15 protein-coding genes are annotated in these 15,891 nt (G+C 70.5%); 8 read left to right on the forward strand and 7 right to left on the reverse strand.

The annotated features are described in order from the left end of the window. The first annotated feature begins 77 nt into the window (after positions 1–77). The 4 genes from AC6CR5_RS07335 (at position 78) to AC6CR5_RS07350 (ending at position 3,248) form a co-directional block, all read left to right on the forward strand. Entirely contained in the window at positions 78–323 is a 246-nt protein-coding gene (locus AC6CR5_RS07335) for a ParD-like family protein (RefSeq protein WP_006385163.1), read from the forward strand. Beyond that, the gene (gene map / locus AC6CR5_RS07340; protein ID WP_006385162.1) at positions 324–1,115 is read left to right on the forward strand and encodes a type I methionyl aminopeptidase; all 792 of its coding nucleotides are present in this window, start codon (positions 324–326) and stop codon (positions 1,113–1,115) included. Between the two features lie 100 nt (positions 1,116–1,215). Beyond that, entirely contained in the window at positions 1,216–2,436 is a 1,221-nt protein-coding gene (locus AC6CR5_RS07345; protein WP_498085427.1) for an MFS transporter, read from the forward strand. A 170-nt stretch (positions 2,437–2,606) separates the two neighbouring features. Then, entirely contained in the window at positions 2,607–3,248 is a 642-nt protein-coding gene (locus tag AC6CR5_RS07350; RefSeq protein ID WP_047991010.1) for a glutathione S-transferase family protein, read from the forward strand. A gap of 50 nt (positions 3,249–3,298) precedes the next feature. Here AC6CR5_RS07350 and sodC read toward each other — a convergent pair whose 3' ends face one another. The 3 genes from sodC to AC6CR5_RS07365 all read right to left on the reverse strand — a co-directional run bounded on the left by sodC (position 3,299) and on the right by AC6CR5_RS07365 (position 6,282). After that, positions 3,299–3,826, reverse strand: a complete 528-nt coding sequence (gene sodC / locus AC6CR5_RS07355; protein ID WP_049055431.1) for a superoxide dismutase family protein — start codon at positions 3,824–3,826, stop codon at positions 3,299–3,301. Positions 3,827–4,017: 191 nt separating this feature from the next. Then, the gene (locus AC6CR5_RS07360) at positions 4,018–5,262 is read right to left on the reverse strand and encodes a DUF445 domain-containing protein (protein WP_109433421.1); all 1,245 of its coding nucleotides are present in this window, start codon (positions 5,260–5,262) and stop codon (positions 4,018–4,020) included. Positions 5,263–5,412: 150 nt separating this feature from the next. Next, a complete protein-coding gene (locus tag AC6CR5_RS07365) occupies positions 5,413–6,282 on the reverse strand; it encodes a LysR substrate-binding domain-containing protein (protein WP_047991631.1) in 870 nt (289 codons plus the stop codon). A 220-nt stretch (positions 6,283–6,502) separates the two neighbouring features. Between AC6CR5_RS07365 and eno the strand changes: the two genes are divergently transcribed. Then, the gene (gene eno / locus AC6CR5_RS07370) at positions 6,503–7,783 is read left to right on the forward strand and encodes a phosphopyruvate hydratase (protein WP_020928054.1); all 1,281 of its coding nucleotides are present in this window, start codon (positions 6,503–6,505) and stop codon (positions 7,781–7,783) included. Between the two features lie 85 nt (positions 7,784–7,868). Then, positions 7,869–8,315, forward strand: coding sequence for a DUF2000 family protein (locus tag AC6CR5_RS07375; RefSeq protein ID WP_200221413.1), 447 nt, complete (start codon positions 7,869–7,871; stop codon positions 8,313–8,315). 28 nt (positions 8,316–8,343) lie between these two features. Here AC6CR5_RS07375 and AC6CR5_RS07380 read toward each other — a convergent pair whose 3' ends face one another. The 4 genes from AC6CR5_RS07380 to AC6CR5_RS07395 form a co-directional block, all read right to left on the reverse strand. Continuing rightward, positions 8,344–9,096, reverse strand: a complete 753-nt coding sequence (locus AC6CR5_RS07380; RefSeq protein WP_020928056.1) for a hypothetical protein — start codon at positions 9,094–9,096, stop codon at positions 8,344–8,346. A gap of 85 nt (positions 9,097–9,181) precedes the next feature. Then, positions 9,182–9,745: a hypothetical protein gene (locus AC6CR5_RS07385; protein WP_498085428.1), complete on the reverse strand. Its 564-nt coding sequence runs from the start codon at positions 9,743–9,745 to the stop codon at positions 9,182–9,184. Positions 9,746–9,771: 26 nt separating this feature from the next. Further along, a complete protein-coding gene (locus AC6CR5_RS07390) occupies positions 9,772–11,070 on the reverse strand; it encodes a hypothetical protein (protein WP_026384849.1) in 1,299 nt (432 codons plus the stop codon). 280 nt (positions 11,071–11,350) lie between these two features. After that, a complete protein-coding gene (locus AC6CR5_RS07395) occupies positions 11,351–12,277 on the reverse strand; it encodes a LysR family transcriptional regulator (protein WP_020928059.1) in 927 nt (308 codons plus the stop codon). Between the two features lie 282 nt (positions 12,278–12,559). Between AC6CR5_RS07395 and AC6CR5_RS07400 the strand changes: the two genes are divergently transcribed. Both AC6CR5_RS07400 and AC6CR5_RS07405 read left to right on the forward strand, forming a co-directional pair. Then, a complete protein-coding gene (locus AC6CR5_RS07400) occupies positions 12,560–14,680 on the forward strand; it encodes a 3-hydroxyacyl-CoA dehydrogenase NAD-binding domain-containing protein (protein ID WP_241059354.1) in 2,121 nt (706 codons plus the stop codon). A 25-nt stretch (positions 14,681–14,705) separates the two neighbouring features. Then, on the forward strand, positions 14,706–15,887 hold the full coding sequence (locus tag AC6CR5_RS07405; RefSeq protein ID WP_104412993.1) for an acetyl-CoA C-acyltransferase: 1,182 nt from the start codon (positions 14,706–14,708) through the stop codon (positions 15,885–15,887). The last annotated feature ends 4 nt before the right edge of the window (positions 15,888–15,891 follow it).

Raw genomic sequence — 15,891 nt, forward strand, 5'->3', positions numbered from 1 at the left:
CGGGTGACGGGTTGCACCCGTCCCCGCAGGTGCGATACCATACGTTCCATATACAAACCATATATGGAACGCTCCCTATGGGTATCGTCAAGATTTCCGAGCAGATGCACGAGAACCTGCGCGTGGCCAGCAGCGCGCTGAGCCGCTCGATCAACTCGCAGGCCGAACACTGGATGCGCATCGGCATGCTGTCCGAGCTCTACCCCGAGCTGCGCCACGCCGACATCTGCCAGCTGCTGATCCGCATCGAGCAGGCGGAAGGGTTCAGCATCGCCGCCCTGTCCCAGGGACAGGCGTCCACCGGCCAGCAGGAGGCCGCGTAAATGGCGCGCAAGGTCTCCATCAAGTCCGCCGCCGACATCGCCATGGCCCGCCAGGCCGGCGCCCTGGCGGCGGAGGTACTGCACATGATCGCCGAGCACGTGCGCCCCGGCGTCACCACCGACGAACTCGACCGCATCTGCCACGACTACATCGTCAATGTGCAGAAGGCGATTCCGGCCAACGTCGGCTACCACGGCTTTCCCAAGACCGTCTGCGCCTCGGTCAATCATGTCATCTGCCACGGCATCCCGTCGGCCAAGGTGCTCAAGAACGGCGACATCCTCAACATCGACGTGGCCGTCATCAAGGACGGCTGGTACGGCGACACCAGCCGCATGTACTACGTCGGCCAGCCCAGCCCGCTGGCGCGGCGCCTGGTGAACACCACCTACGAAGCGATGCGCGCCGGCATCATGGCGGTCAAGCCCGGCGCCACGCTGGGCGACATCGGCCATGCCATCCAGACGGTGGCGCACCGCGAGCACTTCAGCATCGTGCGCGAATACTGTGGCCACGGCATTGGCCAGATCTACCACGACGAACCGCAGGTGCTGCACTATGGCCGTCCCGGCGAAGGCCTGGTGCTGCAGCCGGGCATGATGTTCACCATCGAACCCATGATCAACGCCGGCAAGCCGCAGACCAAGCAGTTGCCCGATGGCTGGACCGTGGTCACCAAGGACCGTTCGCTGTCGGCGCAGTGGGAACACATGGTGGTCGTCACCGACACCGGCTACGAGGTCCTGACGTCCTGGCCGGACGGCTTCGGCGACTATCCGCCGATCCCCTGACGCACCAGGCCGGCGACGGCAATTAACGGAGTGCGACACGCGCGGGGCCCGGTCATGATCGGGCCCTTGCCGTTCTTGCGGCCCCGCCGCCCGTCGCCCCATGTCCGCCCTGCCCCCGGCCTTCCGCCGGCTCGCCAGTTCCAACCTGGCCGCCCAATTCTCCGAACAGATCGCCCTGGCCGCCGCGCCGCTGGTGGCCGTGCTGGCGCTGGGCGCCACGGCCGCCCAGACCGGCTACCTGCAGACGGCGCAGACCCTGCCGTTCCTGCTGCTGTCGCTGCCCGCCGGCGTGCTGGCCGACCGCCTGCCGCGCCGCACCCTGATGACCAGCGCCGAATGCGTGCGCGCCGCCAGCCTGCTGGCCCTGCTGGCGTTGCTGGCGCTGGGCGGCCTGAACCTGGGCTGGCTGGCGGCGCTGGGCTTCCTGGGCGCGGTAGGCACCGTGGCCTACAACGTCGCCGCGCCAGCGCTGGTGCCGACGCTGGTGCCCGCCCCTGCCCTGGGCCAGGCCAACCGCTGGCTGGAACTGGCGCGCAGTGCGGCCTTTTCCGCCGGGCCGGCGCTGGGCGGCGCGCTGGTCGGCGGCATCGGCGCGGCCGCGGCCTACGGCCTGGCGACGCTGCTGTCGCTGCTGGCCGCGGGCCTGCTGGCCGGCCTGCCGCCGCAAGCGCCGCGCGCCGCCGCGCGGCGCCACCTGTGGCATGAATTGCGCGATGGCGCGGCCTTCGTGACGGGCCACCCGCTGCTGCGGCCGGTGCTGGTCACGGCGGTGTTCTTCAACCTCGCCTGGTTCGTGCTGCAGGCGGTCTATGTGGTGTACGCGGTGGAACGGCTGGGACTGGGCGCGGCCGGGGTCGGCATCACGCTGGGGGTGTACGGCGCGGGCATGCTGGCCGGCGCGCTGGCGGCGCCCTGGCTGGCCGGACGGCTGTCGTTCGGCGCCCTGATCGCGGCCGGCCCGCTGTGCGCGCTGGCGGCCAGCCTGATCCTGCTGTCGACGCTGGCCCTGCCGTCTGGCCTGTGGGCCGCGGCGGGCTTCTTCCTGTTCGGCGCCGGGCCGATATTGTGGACCATCGCCACCACCACGCTGCGCCAGGCCATCACGCCCAATGCGTTGCTGGGGCGGGTGTCCGCCGTGATCCTCACCGCCACCTTCGGCGCGCGGCCGGTGGGCGCGCTGATCGGCGCGGCCTTGGCTTCGCGCCTGGGGCTGGAGGCCTGGCTGTGGGTGTCGAGCGCCGGCTTCGCGGCGCAGTTCGTGGTGCTGGCGGCCTCGCCGGTGCCGCGGCTGCGAAGCCAGCCGGAGCCGGTGACGGGCTGACGCGGGACGGTGGCGGCTCGCGTGACGGTCCGACCAATCTGTTGCGCACGCGCAAGGACCGATCTGTATCTGTTGCCGGCCTGCGATGGCCGATAGACTGGGGGGCCGCCAAGCGCGGGCCTGAGGGCCCGCCCCGGCTTCCCCACGCCCACGTCCGCGTCGCTTCCGCCATGCTGAACATTCTCGGAAAAGCTACTTCCATCAACGTCCGCAAAGTGCTGTGGACCTGCGTCGAACTGGATCTGCCATTCGCGCGCGAGGACTGGGGCTCGGGCTTTCGCGCCACCAGCGAACCCGCCTTCCTGGCGTTGAATCCGAACGCCATGGTGCCGGTGCTGCGAGACGGCGATTTCGTGCTGTGGGAGTCCAACAGCATCATCCGCTACCTGGCCAACCAGTACGGTGGCGCGCGCAATCCGGACCTGTATCCGGCCGAGGCGCGCCGCCGCGCCGGAGTCGACCAATGGCTGGACTGGCAGGCGAGCGACCTGAACCGTTCGTGGAGCTATGCCTTCATGGCGCTGGCGCGGCAGTCGCCCGCGCACCAGGACGCGGCCGCCATCGCGGCATCCAGCCGCGAGTGGGGGCGTTTCATGGGGATACTGGAACGGCGCCTGCGCGAAACCGGCGCCTATGTGGCCGGCGAGGCGTTCACGCTGGCCGACGTCGCCGTCGGCCTGTCGGTGAACCGGTGGTTCCAGACGCCGCTGGACGATGCGCTGCGACCCGACCTGCCGGCGGTGGCCGCCTATTACGACCGGTTGGCCGAGCGGCCGGGCTACCGCGAGCACGGCCGCAACGGCACCGTGTAGCGCGGTCCGGCCTGCCCGGCCCGCCGCGCGCCTTGCCTGGGGCGTGCCGCTTACTTGATCACGCCGCAGATCATGCGGCCGCCTCCGCCGCCCAGCGGCTTGGGGGTATCGCTGTAGTTGTCGGCGCCCACGTGGATCATCAGGGCGCGCTGCTTGACGTCGGCCAGCTTCAGGCGCGGCGCCACCACGGCGGTCTTGGCGGAGCCGTCGGCCGCCACGGTGATGAACGGCAGGTCGCCCAGATGGCCATCGGTGGCCAGCGGGCCCTTGTGGGCCTTGGTGTTTTGCGGATCGAGGTGGCCGCCCGCGGCGCCGCCCGGCATCACCTTGCCGTCGACGGTGGTCGATTCGCACGAGCCTTTTTCATGCACGTGGAAGCCGTGCTCGCCGGGCGGCAGCCCTTTGAGGTCGGGCGTGAACTTCAGGCCTTCCTTGGTCTGCTCCAGCGCGACGGTACCGGCGCTCTTGCCCACGGAGCCGTCGTCGTTCAGGAATGACATCGTGACGCTCTCGGCCTGGGCAACAGCCGAGCCGCCGGCCAGCGCCAGCGTTGCAACGAGAATCGAGAATTTCTTCATGGACTTGCCTCCTGGGAGTGATGCGCGTGATACGGGCCGCCCGAAAGGGCGGCGGGCGTCCCCGGAACCCGAGGGCAGGCCGGAGACTGCCAAAGACAATAGCATCGCGCCACGGCGCTTCGCCAGCAATCTTGGTTCCTGATACATCGGATACGTCCGCAAATCCGCGATGCTTGACCGCCTCGGCATGACTAGCCCGTCGCCAGCAGCACCGCCGCGTGCAGCAGCACGCCGATCAGGCCGCCCACCAGCGTGCCGTTGAAGCGGATGTATTGCAGGTCGCGCCCCACGCTCAGCTCCAGTTCGTCGACCAGATGGCGCTCGTCCCACAGCTTGACGGTGCGCGAAATGTGCTCGGTGACACCGATGCGCAGCCGTCCGGTCAGGCGCCGCGCCGCGCCCAGCACATGGCTGTTGACGGCCTCGCGCAGGTCCGCGTCTTCGCCCAGCTTGCGCGCCAGCGCCAGCAAGGCGCTTTCCAGGTGCGCGGCCAGCGCCGAATGCTCGTCGCTCAGGTCGCGCCGCAGCGCGGCGTGGATGTCGTCCCACAGGCCCTGCACGTATTCCTGCACCTTGGGGTGGTCGATGGCGCGCTGCTTCATGGCTTCCACCTGGGCGGCCAGCGCCGGGTCGGTGCGCAGGCGCGCGATGTAGTCCAGCACCCAGGCCTCGTAGTCGCGCCGCACCGGATGGTCGGGCTCCGACAGCACGTCGCGCAGTTCCTGCACCAGCGCGCGCGCCAGCCGGTCGGCCAGGTTGTCGGCGATGCCCTCGACCGAGGCGATGACGTCCACCGCCTTGATGATGCGCGGCCATTCCTTGCGCGCGAACTTGACCAGCAGCGCCGAAGCGCGCTCTTTGACGTCCTCGTCGCCCAGGTAGCCGCCCAGCCGCTCCATGGCGGCGTCCAGCAATTCCTGGTGGCGGCCGTCGCGGGTCAGCAGGCCCAGCACCTCGCCAGCGGTGCCGGCCGCGTCCCAGCGCCGCAGGTTCTTCACCACGAATTCCTGGATCACGCCGCGCACGGCGTGGTCGTCCAACAGGTCCAGTGTCTGCAACGCCACCCGCCGCGCGCCGTCGCTGAGCGCATGCGCCTGCTTCGGCCGCGCCAGCCAGCGCGACAGGCGCGCGGCCGGGTCGAAGCCGCGCAGCTTGTCCATCAAGGTGTCCGGATCGAGGAAGTGGTCGCGCACGAACACCGCCAGGTTGTCGCCGATGCGATCCTTGTTGCTGGGGATGATGGCGGTATGCGGAATGGGCAGCCCCATCGGCCGGCGAAACAGCGCCACCACCGCGAACCAGTCCGCCAGCGCCCCAACCGTGGCGGCCTCGCAGAAAGCCCGTACCCAGGCCCAGGCGCCCTGCCCGCCCATCAGATGGCTGGTGATGAAACCGCTGATCATGGCCACCAGCAGGGCCAGCGCGGCGATCTTCATGCGCCGCAGCTGCGTGCGGCGCGCCTGCGAGGCCAGCGCCGAGCGCGTGACGAACGCCTTGGCGGACGGACTGGCGGACTGCGGCGTATCGGTCATGGGGTCTCCGGCGGGAATGCGCGTCCAGCATACCAAGCCCGTTGCGTCGCTGCCTCAGTCGCCGGCCTCGGCCAGCGCGCCGCGCAGCCAGGCGATGAAGGCATCGGCGTGGGCGGTGCGCGCGCGGCCGGCGGCCGGCACCGCGCGCAGGCCGCCTTCGAAAGGCACGAAGCCATGGGGCGCCACCAGCAGGCCGTCGTGCAGTTCACGCGCGATCAGGCGCCGCTCGACCAGCGCCACGCCCAGGCCCGACAAGGCCGCCTCGATGCACAGGTGGGTGTGCGGGAACGCCAGCGTGTCGCCCCGCGCCGCCGGTTGCCCGGTGATGGCCTCCCATTGGTTCCAGGCGCTGGCGGTGTATTCATGCGCGATGCGGGCGCGCGTGGCGGGCTTGCGGCGCGCATAGGCCGGCGTGCAGACCGCGCCGAAATGCACGGGCGCCAACGCCAGCGCCCGGGCCCGGTCGGCCTCGGCATAGCCGGACAGGTCCCAGGCCAGGATCAGGTCGGCGCCCTCGTTGCGCATCTCGCGCGCCGAGGTCATCGACAGGCGGATGCGGATCTCGGGATGCCTGCGGTAGAACACGGCCAGTTGCGGCACCAGCCAACGCATGGCGAAGGTGGCGCTGCAGGCCACGTGCAGCCCCGGCGCCTGCGCTTCGCGCGCCAGCCGCTCGTAGGCGTTTTCCAGCTGGTCGAAGGCGGCGCGCACCGACGTGTAGAAGGTGGCGCCGGCGGGCGTCAGGCGCAGGCCGGTGCCGTCCTTCTCGAACAACGCCGCGCCGGCGTGTTCCTGCAACAGGCGCAAGTGGCGGCTGACGGCGCCGTGGCTGCGGCAGAGTTCCTCGGCGGCGCGCGTGACCGAGCCGCTGCGGGCGACGGCTTCGAAGGCGCGGACGGCGGACAAGGGTGGCAATTGGCGCATCAGATTCATTCGTCAGGAAAACTGACCTATCCGCAGAAAAACTGCATTGTCGGATCGTGGCTCCGTTTTTAGCATGGCGGCGTCGTCATCGAACATTCACCGTAGCTTTCCGGGCCTGGTCGTCCGCGATGAGACGGCGGACGGATGCGACCCAGCGCCTCTCCTGGCCGGGCCCTTGCTTGAATCATCTGACCATTTTCCTGACATTCCGGAGCCTCCCATGCACATCACCCATCTCGCCGCCCACGAAGCGCTGGACAGCCGCGGCAATCCCACCGTCGAAGTCGAGGTCCGCCTGGACGATGGCGCCCGCGGCCTGGCGCTGGTGCCCTCGGGCGCCTCCACCGGCAAGCGCGAGGCGCTGGAACGGCGCGACGGCGACGGCGCCCGCTACCTCGGCAAGGGCGTGCTCGGAGCCGTCGGCGCGGTCAACGGCGAACTGCGCGCGGCGCTGCTGGGCCTGCCGGCCGACCAGCAGGCCCGCATCGACCAGGCCATGATCGAGCTGGACGGCACGCCCGACAAAAGCCGGCTGGGCGCCAACGCGCTACTCGGCGTATCGCTCGCGGTGGCGCACGCCGCGGCCGCCAGCCAGGGCCTGCCGTTGTGGCGCCATGTGGGCGGGGTGCAGGCCCAGACACTGCCGGTGCCGATGATCAACATCATCAACGGCGGCGCGCATGCCGATAATCCGCTCGACTTCCAGGAGTTCATGATCCTGCCGGTGGGCGCGGACAGCTTCCGCGAAGCGCTGCGCATGGGCGCGGAGGTGTTCCACACCCTGCGCCACGCGCTCAAGGCCGCGGGCCACAGCGTCAACGTCGGCGACGAAGGCGGCTTCGCGCCGACGCTGCGCAACGCGCCCGAGGCGCTGGACTTCATCATGGCGGCGATCGAACGCGCCGGACTGCGTCCGGGCGTCGACGTCGCGCTGGCGCTGGATCCGGCCGCCAGCGAATTCCACGGCGCCGACGGCTACCGCTATCAGGGCGAGAACCTGCTGCGCACGGCCGAGCAGCAGGTGCAATACCTGGCCGGCCTGGCGCGCGACTACCCCATCGTGTCGATCGAGGACGGCATGGCCGAAGACGACGCGGTCGGCTGGAAGGTGCTGGGCGCGACGCTGGGCGGCGCCTGCCAGTTGGTGGGCGACGACGTGTTCTGCACCAATCCGCGGTTGTTCCAGGCCGGCATCGAACAGGGCATCGGCAACGCCATCCTGGTCAAGATCAACCAGATCGGCACGCTCAGCGAAACCTGGCGGGTGCTGGCGCTGGCGCGGCGCGCCGGCTACGGCGTGGTCATGTCGCACCGTTCCGGCGAAACCGAGGACACCAGCATCGCCGACCTGGCGGTGGCGGCCAATTGCGGCATGATCAAGACCGGCTCGCTGTCGCGCGCCGACCGCACCGCCAAGTACAACCGCCTGCTGCGCATCGAGCGCGAACTGGGCGCGGCGGCGGTGTACGCCGGCGCCAGCGCCCTGGCGCGGCAACGGTAGCGCGAGTCGTCGCCCGCGTTCACAGGCGTTCAAGACGGCGTCCGCGGCACGGTGGAAGATAACGCCTTTTGTCCAGGAGTCCGCCATGCCCGAACCGTCCGCCCCTCTTGCCGCCGCCGCGCCGGAAAAAGTCGTGATCGTGCTGGCGGCGGGCCTGGGCGCCGGCCAGGCCGCCAACGCCGCGGCCTGCCTGGCGGCCGGACTGGTGGCGCGGCAGCCCAACTGGGCCGGCCAAGCCCTGCGCGATGCCGATGGCATGCTGTCGTCGGCGATCTCGCACCTGCCCATCATCGTGCTGACGGCCGACGAAGCGCGCATGGCGCAACTGCGCGAGCGGCTGTCCCTGCCCATGCCGGGCGACGCCGGCATGACGCTGTTTCCGGCCTATGCGCGCGAGATCCACGAGGCCGCCGAATACTGGGCCCGGCATCGCCAGACTTCGCATCGCGACCAGCCCCTGCTGGGCGTGGGCCTGGCCGGCCCGCGGCGCTGGGTCAATGCCCTGACGGGCAGCCTGCCGATGTTGCGTTGATCTTGTCGGGCGGCGCCCTGGCGCCCGCTCAGGCCTCGGCGCGCTCGCGGTACGCCGTGCCGCACAGGATGGCGAAGAACAGGACCAGAACCAGCGTGATCACCAGGCCGCCGCCCGCCGTCGCAATCGCCTGCGGCCAACGCAGCAGCACCGATTTGCGCAGCGCCACGCCCGTCACCTCGGTGATGCCGGTCAGCAACAGCAGGAGCCCCGCGAACGGCCAGACCCGGCCACGCAGCGCCTGGCGCGAGCGGGCCAGGCCATACCGATCGGTCAGCGCGGCCCGCGGCAGGCTCAGGGACCAGGCCCCCAGCCAATACATCACCGGCAGCCACAGCGCCAGCCATGCCAGCAGCGCGATGGCAAGGAACACGGTGCTGGAGACGCCCGGCAGCTTGAAGTAAAGGGCCAGCCCCAGCGTCAGGCTCACCGCTTTCAGGGCCGCGATGGCGCAGCAGGCCAGCACCAGCAGCGCCAGCACCCGCACATACGCGCCATCGATGCGCCCCAACGCGGCGGCCGGCTTGATGTCGGAGGCCCGGGCCAGCCGGCGCTGCCAGGCCAGCGCCAGGCGGGCCAGCGCCAGCAGGTTGATGGCGCCGGCCAGCATGAACCAGCCATCGAGACGGCCGTCGAGCTGGCCCAGCAGCAGCGCCCCCGGCAGCGACAGCGCGAACAGCACGAAAGCCAGCGGCGCGGCGGCGAACAGGCCGGGAACCTGCCGGGTGAATTGCGTCGCGGCCAGGGCTAGCAGGCGTCGGGCGGTCAGCGGATGCGGCACGGGCGATTCCCTTTCGATGGGTCGAGGGTCCCGCCATGATGGCGGGACCCTCGACCTTATACCAGAGGCCCCGGCGTGGCGCCTGTCAATCGGCGAACAGGGCCGGCACCAGGGTCACCAGTGTGCCGATGTGTTGGTCCATTTTCTTCGCCTGGGGATTGCCGATATTGGCGGCGCCCGCGGTGCGCAGACGCAGCGTCAGGGTGCGGCCGCCGCCGTCCACCGTGAACTGCACCCCGAACACCCAGTCGACGCCCTGCGAACTGGCGATCAAGGTCAGCCAGCCTTCGTTCGGTTCCAGGTAGCTGTGCGCATCGAACAGGCCGCGTTGCGCCAGCGCGGCCGGCGCGGCTTCGGCGAAGCGGCGCATGGCCGCCTGCAGTGTCGGCGTCTTCGCGCCCAGGTCGATCTGCGTCAATTGCAGCGGCGGCACCATCACGCGGTGCGAAAACAGCCTCGGCAGGGACGCGACGGGAAAGGACCACGGCGCCGCCAGATCGGCGGGGGGCGGGGCCGGCATCGACATGGCATCATAGCCGCCGGCGGGCGCCGCCGCCGGGTTGCGGGCCGGACCGGGAGAGGACGCACAGCCCCCGAACAGCACCGCGGCCAGCGCCGGCAACAGCCAGCGAGGCAGCAAGCGCAGCATGCCGGCGCCCTCCGTGTGTCGCAATGCTAGGATCGCGCGGCGCATTTCTTGCCCCCCGGGGTGGCGTAGTGAGTCAGGAACGCGTCCAGGTCCGCCAGCGGCGGTTGCAGCCGGTAGCAGGCATTCAGGCCGCGCAGCAACAGAAACGCTTCCTCGCTGCCAAGCGCCTTGGGAAACTCCTCGTCATTCAGTTTCTCGGAAATCTCGGTCAGCGTCTGTTCATCCCGATAGCGCGCCAGCCGCTCGCCCAGCGTGTACGCCGTCAACGCCGCCTGCAGCCGCTCTTGCGCGTCGCTGACCTGCTCGATCGAAGCGCTGGTGCCGACCTTGCCCAGTAGCGAGGTCAGGGCCACCGACTTCTCCAGCACCGATTTGGGCACGATGCTTTCGAAGGTGCCGACCGACACCAGCGCCGTCGGCACGTTCAGCGGCGTCGCCCCATCGAACACCTGGTTGGTGCGCGTGTTGTAGACCAGCGATTTGTCCCAGAATGCGCGGGAGTCGCCCTCGGGCCGTCCCACCACCACGTAGGTGCCCTGCTTGAGCAGCCCCAGGTTGGATCCGGCCGCCTGGCTCACCGCCGACTGCGAATAGAGCTGCACGCTGTAGTCCAGCACCATGCGGTTGCGCTGGTTCGCCAGCACCAGTTCGGCGGCGGTGAAGGCCACGCCCACCAACGGTGACACCAGCGGATTGTTGGCCAGGCTGGCGGCGCCGTTGGCCACGCCCTGCGCGCGTTGCAGGGCACGCAGCGTCTCGGCGTTGCGCTCGGTGGTGACGTCCATCACGCGCAGGCGGAACGACGGCGCCACGCGCTCGTCCCAGCGCTGCACGTAGTAGACCAGCAGGTTCGAGAAGTTCAGGGACTGGTCCGGCTGCACGCCGCGCTGGTACCAGACCACGATGGACTGGTTGCTGCCGTCGTCGCGGGCCGCGACGTCCAGGATCACCACGTAGTCGGCCGGGCCGTCGACGCCGGCGGTCTTCCTGCCGGCGGCGTCCTTGAGCGCCGGGATCTCGACCGAGCGCATCATGATCGACAGCGGTGCGTTGGCCGGCACCGCCAGCTGGCGCTCGTCCTGCGTGGTGGCCGGCGCGCCGGTCTGCTCCAGCACGCGGGCGCGCTCGTTGCTGCCGGGCTTGAGATAGAAGATGCGGTTGTCCGCGTAGATCGGGGTATGCACGGTGTAGGCATCGCCGATGCGCGGCTCGCCCCCTGCGCATCCCGCCAACAGGCCCGCCAGTCCCAACATGCCCCACCGCAAGGCGGCGCGTTGCCGCCGCCGCAGGCCGGCCCCACGCCGGCGCATGAACACGAAAGCCATACTTGCTCCGCAAGAAAAGGCCCGCAATGGATCGGAACAACGCCTGCCCCGGCGTGGCGATCAGGCGGCGGTCAACGCCGCCCGTCCCTGGTCCGAGGCTTCCCGCCAGGACGGCGCGCGGGAATGGTCGGCATTTTTATCATTATGTTTCTTTTTGTCAAACTTTCGCGCGGAGGGTGATGCCCCCCATGGCGCCGGGCGGACGCGAGAAAACTCCAATCGGCGTCCGACATGGCGGCATCCTGGGACGGGGACGCCGATGATAGCCAGCGGGCCGGACCTATGCCGCGCCCAGCAGTCCGGGCCGCCCTTCATGCGCGGCCTGGGCACGCTGCTGGATGAACTCGATCATCATCGCGATGGCGCGGGGATGGTGGCGGTTGGGCATATACAGCATGTACATCGCACGGCCAAAGATGCTGAGTCGCCAATGCGGCAAGGCGGCGATCAAATCGCCGCGCGCGATGTCGTCGTGCACCACGTAGTCCGGCACCACGCCGATGCCCAGCCCGGCCAGCATGGCGTCGCGCAGGAAGGCGTAGTTGCGCGAGATGATGGTGGGTTCCAGCACCACGTGCTGGCGCGGCTGGCCGCCGTAGTACGCCGACAACCGCAGCGGCCGGCCGATGACGGCGGCGCTGATGACGGGCAGTCGCGCCAGCTCGGCCGGCTTGTCAGGCAGGCCGCGTTCGCGCACGAAGGCGGGCGAGGCGCAGGCCACGTAACGCACCTGGCCCAGTTCGCGCGCCACCAGATTGTGCGGCGGCTCGGACATGATGCGCACGGCGATGTCGACCTCGTCGCGAAGCAGGTCGTCGACGCTGTTCTCGAACAGCACGTCCAGCACGATGTCGGGATAGGCGCGCTTGAATTCCAGCAGCCACGGCGTCATCACGAACTGGCCATAGCCGCTGGGCACGCTGAGCCGCACCTTGCCCTGCGGCGTCTTGCCCAGGGTCTCGACCGCTTCGCGCGCGGCCGCCAGCTCGTCCTGGATGCTGCGGCCATGCTGGTACAGCTTGAGTCCGATTTCGGTGGGCTCGACGTGGCGCGTGGTGCGCCGCAGCAACTGCATGCCGACGGCGCGCTCCAGCTGGGTCAGGTGATAGCTGACGTTGGCCCGCGTCATCTTCAGGCGGCGCGCGGCTTCGCTCAGGTTGCCGGCGTCCAGGATCTCCACCAGCAGGGTCAGCGCTTTCGTGTCCATGTCGAGTCTCCAGGGGCGGCCGGCATTCCTTCATTGCAACGCGGCGCCCGCAGCCGATTGTCAATTTTTTTTATCGTCAATGTCAATTCTTGATGGCATTGTCAAGACTTCTTTGCTGGGAAAGAATAGACGGCTATAAGACGGGCCGTTCCTGGCCCGCCAGGCGCCGCGACTGCGCCGCGTCCGCCCCGGGCGCGCCGGCCTCGCCAGAGCCCCGCTCTGCGATGCCGCCGTGCCGGCCAGGGCCGGCGCGGGCGGCGACCCTACCGGAGACACTGTCCCATGACAGCCAGCGCACCCGCCGGCGCCGTCCACGCGCGCCGCGACGGCGACGTACTCGTCGTCACCATCGATCATCCCCCCGTCAATGCCCTGAGCGCCGAGGTGCGCGCGGGCCTGGCGCGCGCCATCGACCAGGCCGGCGGCGACCCGCAGGTGCGGGCCGTGCTGCTCACTGGCGCCGGCAACAACTTCATCGCCGGCGCCGACATCCGCGAATTCGGCAAGCCGCCGCGTCCGCCCGCCCTGCCCGACGTCTGCAACCAGATCGAGGCCTGCGCCAAGCCGGTAGTGGCCGCGCTGCATGGCGCCGCGCTGGGCGGCGGCCTGGAAGTGGCGCTGGCGGCGCATTACCGCGTGGCCTTGCCGAACGCCAAGCTGGGCCTGCCCGAAGTGACGCTGGGCCTGCTGCCCGGCGCCGGCGGCACGCAGCGCACGCCGCGCCTGATCGGCGCCGCCGCGGCACTGGACCTGATGCTGTCGGCCAAGCCGATGACGGCGCAGGCCGCCGTCGCGGCCGGACTGGCCGATGAACTGGCGGCCGGCACGGATCCGCTGGCCGCCGGCCTGGACTACGCCCGCCGCCTGCTGGCGCAAAACGCCCCGCCGCGCCGCAGCCGCGACGGCCAGGCGCTGGCCGACAAGGCCGCGTCCCTGGCCGCGATCGACGCCGCCGGCCAGCGCATCGCCGCCAGCACGCGCGGCCTGTTCTCGCCCGCGAAAATCCTGGAGGCGGTGCGCGCCGCCGTCGAACAGCCTTTCGACGAGGGCCTGCGCACCGAGCGCGCGCTGTTCCTGCAATGCCTGGACAGCCCGCAGCGCGCCGGCCTGATCCACGCCTTTTTCGCCGAACGCGAGACCGCCAAGATCCCTGAATTGAAGCAGGCCAAGCCGCGCCGGCTCGACAGCGTCGGCGTGATCGGCGGCGGCACCATGGGCGCGGGCATTGCCGTGGCGGTGCTGGACGCTGGCCTGCCGGTGGTCATGGTGGAACAGGACGACGCCGCGCTGGCGCGTGGCCGCCAGCGGGTCGAACACGTCTACGACCTGCTGGTCGGCAAGGGCCGCATGACGGCCGACGAGCGCGCCGCCCGGCTGGCGCGCTTCATCGGCGCCACCGACTATGCCGCGCTGGGCGAGGCCGACCTGATCATCGAGGCCGTGTTCGAGGACATGGACGTCAAGCGGGCGGTGTTCGCGCAGCTTGACCGCGTCGCCAAGCCTGGCGCGGTGCTGGCCACCAACACCTCGTACCTGGACGTGGACCGCATCGCCCAGGCCACGCGCGGCCCCGCCGACGTGCTGGGGCTGCATTTCTTTTCGCCGGCCAACATCATGAAGCTGCTGGAGGTGGTGGTGGGCCGCCAGACCGCCGCCGACACCGTCGCCACCGGCTTCGAGCTGGCGCGCCGCCTGCGCAAGATCCCGGTGCGCGCCGGCGTCTGCGACGGCTTCATCGGCAACCGCATCCTGGCGGTGCACCGCCAGGCGGCCGACATGATGATGGAGGACGGCGCCTCGCCCTACGAGATCGACGCGGCGGTGCGCGACTTCGGCTATCCCATGGGTCCGTACCAGATGGTGGACCTGGCCGGCGGCGACATCGGCTGGGCCACGCGCAAGCGCCGCGCCGCCACCCGCGACCCGGCGCTGCGCTACGTGCAGATTCCCGACCGCCTGTGCGAGCGCGGCTGGTTCGGCCAGAAGACCGGCCGCGGCTTCTACCTGTATCCGGATGGCGCCCGCCAGGGCACGCCCGATCCGGAAGTGCTGGCGATCATCGACGCCGAGCGCCAGCGCGCCGGCGTCACGCCGCGCCCGTTCAGCGCCGAGGACATCCAGCGCCGCTACCTGGCGGCCATGATCAACGAGGCCGCCAACGTGCTGCACCAGGGCATCGCGCTGCGGCCCTCGGACATCGACATGGTTTTCCTGTCGGGCTATGGCTTTCCGCGGTATCGCGGCGGGCCGATGCATTACGCCGACCGCGTCGGGCTGGCCAACGTGCTGGCCGACATCCGCGCCTTTGCCAAGGAAGACCCCGCGTTCTGGAAGCCGTCGCCACTGCTGGTGGAACTGGCCGAATCCGGCCGCGATTTCGCCAGCCTGAACCAGGCCGCCTGACCCCATTCACCCAACGGAAACCGACATGCGCGAAGCCGTCATCGTCTCCACCGCCCGCACGCCCATCACCAAGGCGCAGCGCGGCGAATTCAACCTGATCGCCGGGCCGACCCTGGCCGCCCACGCGGTGCGCGCCGCGGTCGAGCGCAGCGGCATCGACCCCGCCCTGATCGAGGACGCCTTCATCGGCTGCGGCTACCCCGAGGGCGCCACCGGCCGCAACATCGGCCGCCAGGCGGTGATCCGCGCCGGCCTGCCGGTCAGCGTCGGCGGCGCCACCGTCAACCGCTATTGCGCCTCGGGCCTGCAGGCCATCGCCTCGGCCGCGGCGCGCATCGTCATGGACGGCGCGCCCGCCGTCATCGCCGGCGGCGTCGAGCTGGTGTCGCAGATCCGCACCCGCGACGACGGCGTCAGCGGCATGGACCCGTGGATCGTGGCCAACAAGCCCGAGCTGTACCTGCCCATGATCGAGACCGCCGACATCGTCGCCGCGCGCTACGGCATCAGCCGCGAGGCGCAGGACCGCTTTGCCGCGCAGAGCCAGGCGCGCACCGAGGCCGCCCAGGCCGCCGGCCGCTATCGCGAGGAGATCATCCCCGTCACCACCACCATGGCCGTCACCGACCGCGCCACCGGTGCCGTGTCGGAACGCGAGGTCACGGTCGACAAGGACACCTGCAACCGGCCCGGCACCACCTACGAGGCGCTGGCCAAGCTGGCGCCGGTGCGCGGCCCGGACCAGTTCGTGACCGCCGGCAACGCCTCGCAGTTGTCGGACGGCGCCGCCGCCTGCGTGCTGATGGAAGCGGCCGAGGCGCAGCGCGCCGGCATCCGCCCGCTGGGCGCGTTCCGCGGCCTGGCGATCGCCGGCTGCGAGCCCGACGAGATGGGCATCGGCCCGGTCTACGCCGTGCCCAAGCTGCTGGCGCGCCACGGCCTGAAGGTCGAGGACATCGACCTGTGGGAACTGAACGAGGCGTTCGCCTCGCAGGCGCTGTACTGCCAGGAACGCCTGGGCATCCCGATGGAGCGGCTGAACGTGAATGGCGGCTCGATCGCGCTGGGCCACCCGTTCGGCGTCACCGGCGCCCGCCTGGCCGGCCACGTGCTGCTGGAAGGCCGCCGCCGCGGCGCGCGCTACGCCGTCGTCACCATGTGCGTGGGCGGCGGCATGGGCGCGGCCGGCCTGTTCGAAATCTACTGAGGAA

Source organism: Achromobacter sp. EG18 (assembly GCF_059759395.1).

Excerpts from the sequence above, each read along its gene's own strand:
- AC6CR5_RS07390 (WP_026384849.1), bottom strand. The coding sequence starts at position 11,070 with ATGGCTTTCGTGTTCATGCGCCGGCGTGGGGCCGGCCTGCGGCGGCGG.
- AC6CR5_RS07385 (WP_498085428.1), bottom strand. The coding sequence starts at position 9,745 with ATGCTGCGCTTGCTGCCTCGCTGGCTGTTGCCGGCGCTGGCCGCGGTG.
- AC6CR5_RS07375 (WP_200221413.1), top strand. The coding sequence starts at position 7,869 with ATGCCCGAACCGTCCGCCCCTCTTGCCGCCGCCGCGCCGGAAAAAGTC.
- sodC (WP_049055431.1), bottom strand. The coding sequence starts at position 3,826 with ATGAAGAAATTCTCGATTCTCGTTGCAACGCTGGCGCTGGCCGGCGGC.
- AC6CR5_RS07345 (WP_498085427.1), top strand. The coding sequence starts at position 1,216 with ATGTCCGCCCTGCCCCCGGCCTTCCGCCGGCTCGCCAGTTCCAACCTG.
- AC6CR5_RS07395 (WP_020928059.1), bottom strand. The coding sequence starts at position 12,277 with ATGGACACGAAAGCGCTGACCCTGCTGGTGGAGATCCTGGACGCCGGC.
- map (WP_006385162.1), top strand. The coding sequence starts at position 324 with ATGGCGCGCAAGGTCTCCATCAAGTCCGCCGCCGACATCGCCATGGCC.
- AC6CR5_RS07365 (WP_047991631.1), bottom strand. The coding sequence starts at position 6,282 with ATGCGCCAATTGCCACCCTTGTCCGCCGTCCGCGCCTTCGAAGCCGTC.
- AC6CR5_RS07360 (WP_109433421.1), bottom strand. The coding sequence starts at position 5,262 with ATGAAGATCGCCGCGCTGGCCCTGCTGGTGGCCATGATCAGCGGTTTC.
- AC6CR5_RS07405 (WP_104412993.1), top strand. The coding sequence starts at position 14,706 with ATGCGCGAAGCCGTCATCGTCTCCACCGCCCGCACGCCCATCACCAAG.
- AC6CR5_RS07350 (WP_047991010.1), top strand. The coding sequence starts at position 2,607 with ATGCTGAACATTCTCGGAAAAGCTACTTCCATCAACGTCCGCAAAGTG.
- AC6CR5_RS07400 (WP_241059354.1), top strand. The coding sequence starts at position 12,560 with ATGACAGCCAGCGCACCCGCCGGCGCCGTCCACGCGCGCCGCGACGGC.
- eno (WP_020928054.1), top strand. The coding sequence starts at position 6,503 with ATGCACATCACCCATCTCGCCGCCCACGAAGCGCTGGACAGCCGCGGC.
- AC6CR5_RS07335 (WP_006385163.1), top strand. The coding sequence starts at position 78 with ATGGGTATCGTCAAGATTTCCGAGCAGATGCACGAGAACCTGCGCGTG.